This window comes from Clostridium sp. OM05-6BH (assembly GCF_003481635.1).
Taxonomy (GTDB): Bacteria; Bacillota; Clostridia; order Lachnospirales; family Lachnospiraceae; genus Butyribacter.
In genome coordinates this window covers 1-2,475 of sequence record NZ_QULH01000042.1, presented here as the reverse complement: position 1 = coordinate 2,475, position 2,475 = coordinate 1, and the positions used below count along the sequence as shown (strand labels likewise).

5 protein-coding genes are annotated in these 2,475 nt (G+C 35.4%); all 5 read right to left on the bottom strand.

From position 1 onward, the window contains the following. The coding region (locus DXB73_RS14300) for a restriction endonuclease subunit S (protein WP_182448373.1) at positions 1 to 549 on the bottom strand (549 nt) is incomplete at its 3' end. A 10-nt stretch (positions 550 to 559) separates the two neighbouring features. Next, positions 560 to 1,540, bottom strand: a complete 981-nt coding sequence (xerA, locus tag DXB73_RS14295; protein WP_118691574.1) for a site-specific tyrosine recombinase/integron integrase — start codon at positions 1,538 to 1,540, stop codon at positions 560 to 562. Between the two features lie 101 nt (positions 1,541 to 1,641). After that, the gene (locus DXB73_RS14290) at positions 1,642 to 1,923 is read right to left on the bottom strand and encodes a DUF4160 domain-containing protein (protein ID WP_022024063.1); all 282 of its coding nucleotides are present in this window, start codon (positions 1,921 to 1,923) and stop codon (positions 1,642 to 1,644) included. After that, a complete protein-coding gene (locus tag DXB73_RS14285; RefSeq protein WP_022024062.1) occupies positions 1,916 to 2,146 on the bottom strand; it encodes a hypothetical protein in 231 nt (76 codons plus the stop codon). Before DXB73_RS14285 ends, DXB73_RS14290 begins: the two co-directional genes overlap by 8 nt. After that, positions 2,133 to 2,475: hypothetical protein (locus tag DXB73_RS14280; RefSeq protein WP_243104172.1), on the bottom strand; the 343-nt coding region annotated here is incomplete at its 5' end. The genes DXB73_RS14280 and DXB73_RS14285, both read right to left, overlap by 14 nt.

Below are 2,475 nucleotides of genomic sequence, written 5' to 3'. Positions count from 1 at the left end.
TAAATTATTGTTTATAGTCTCATTAAGTTCTATTTTCTCGTCAATAGCACTTAAAATTTCTACTATTTGTTTTTGTTCTATAATAGGTGGATACTTAACAGTTATATCCTTCACATTTTTCAACGGCAACTTTGGTTGTACAGCCCCAACAGTGCCCTTTTTTATCTCATCTTGTCCAAAACTCGAAACAAGATAATAATAAAGATATTCTGATAATACCTTTTTTATATTGATTATCTTATCACAATTTTCAGTTTGGTTTGCTTTGTCCAAAGTATTTCCAACAATGCCAACCAGTCCAATAGTTCCAACGACACTTATCAAAATGTCGCCTTGGTTAACTATATATTGAGCAATCATTTGCTGCGTTTCTTCATCAACATACTCGTAATCAGCATTTAATTGCAAATACTTTGTTTTTCCTAAATTTCTAATTCTAATATACGGATGACTGTTAGGTTCTTTAATAAGTTTCCTTCCCTTAGGAATCCTTTTTCCTCCTTTAACTTCAGCAATCTCCCCAATTTTCGCTTCATTCCATTGTCCCATTGTTTACTCCTTATCCAATATATTTTCGGTGAGCAATCTTAACATTGCTCTGTTTTACCATTGCATATTGCAAAGTAGTATCTATCTTCCTATGCCCCAGAAGCTGTTGTAACTGCTCAATAGGCATTCCTTTATCTATCGCCGTCGTTGCAAGTGTGCGCCTAAACTTATGTGGATAAACCCTTTGCAAACCTAATTGCTTTCCAAATTCTCGCAAGCGAACTTCAACACCGCCTATTTTCAATCTTTCATATGGTGACTTCAGCGATACAAATAACGCAGGATTATCATCCTTTCTGCTCCTCAGATAATTCTGTAAATGTATTTTTGTTCGAGCATCAAAATAAACTACTCGTTCTTTGCTTCCTTTTCCAAAAACAATACATTCTCTCTCATTGAAATCAATATCGTTCCGATTTAGTAACACCATCTCACCAACACGCATTCCTGTCGAAGCAAGCATATCAATAATTGCCAAATCCCGTAACTCTGTACAACTGTCACGCATCGTTTCTAATTCTTCATCCGTATAGGTTTCCTTGATATTAGTTGCGGTTTTTACCTTATGAATACGCCGAACAGGACTCTTCAATATATAATCCTCGTCCTCCAGCCATGAGAAAAAACTTGACAAAATTCTACGGATGTTATCTATCGTCACACGACTTGATTGCTTTTCATTCTGATAATTTATCAGATAAGAACGCAAATCTTCAGTTTGTATATATCGAATACTCTTATCAACGAAAATTAACATTGTTTCTATTGTAGTGCGATAATATTTCAATGTTTTCTCCGAGCATCCCTCAATTCTTTTTGCCGAGACAAAAGATTCAACCAACTGCGAATTATCATTATCATTCTCCTCAAGCACTGTTATTTCACAGCCATGTAATGTATATTCCAAAACCTTTTGCAGTTTCTGCATCTGGGCATTGTCGAGGTGGGGAAGCATCTGTTGCATTACATCAATAATGATCTGTTGTTTCATATGTCATTCTCCTTTGTTATTTTACCAGAGAACGACTCAACGGCAGTTCTATCGGTTTATTATTCCCGCCGTTGCTAGGAATTTGTTACATAACAAGCCAATTAGTTCCCATGATAGAAGTCATTTTCACTATATTGAGCCCATTTTTTGTACATCTCTTTATAGTGCCGTTTAATGTATGCTTGTATTTTTCGAATATCTCTATCATTAAGCATTCCTCTATTCTGTAACACAGTATCACCGTCAGCCTTTACAAAAAACTTAGCAGATCCTTCTTCTGTAAGTTTTCTATCGCTTGCATGTACATGCATACACTCAATCACGCAAAACGAAGTAAAATACAGGTAATACCCACAAATCTTATCCTGATAATACTTAGGCATCCTCATCCTCCATAAATTCTCGATCACTTTTCCAGTAATCTGTAACAATGCAGATCTCAATATCATCCATTGTCGTTTCCAATACCGTTCCATCCTCCGAAATCACCAAAGCTTTCTCTGGATTATTTAGATTCAAGATACGGATTCGATTTTTTTCGCGCGTAAATGCATATCCATTAATAATCATATCCGCTTGATCCGCAATCTGTTTAATCTTGTCCATAAACCAACCTCACTTCCTTGATGGGTTTTAAAAAAACCGAGGCATCAATATATAAATCCCTCAAAACAGGAATCATATCAATATATTCCTCCTCCGGTTCCGCATTATGCTGATACTTTGCCATTACAACGATATACCCATTGTCCCATTCCTTTACGGAAATAAATCGCTCTAATGAATATGGTCCACGAAAACGAATTATCTTATCTCCATAACGGAATTGAATCATATCTTTATCATTACTCAAATACGCCTTTTCCGTATCCATAATACCCTCCTTCTTAATTGATATTATATATAATCTACGTTCTATCGTAAACAATAATTTA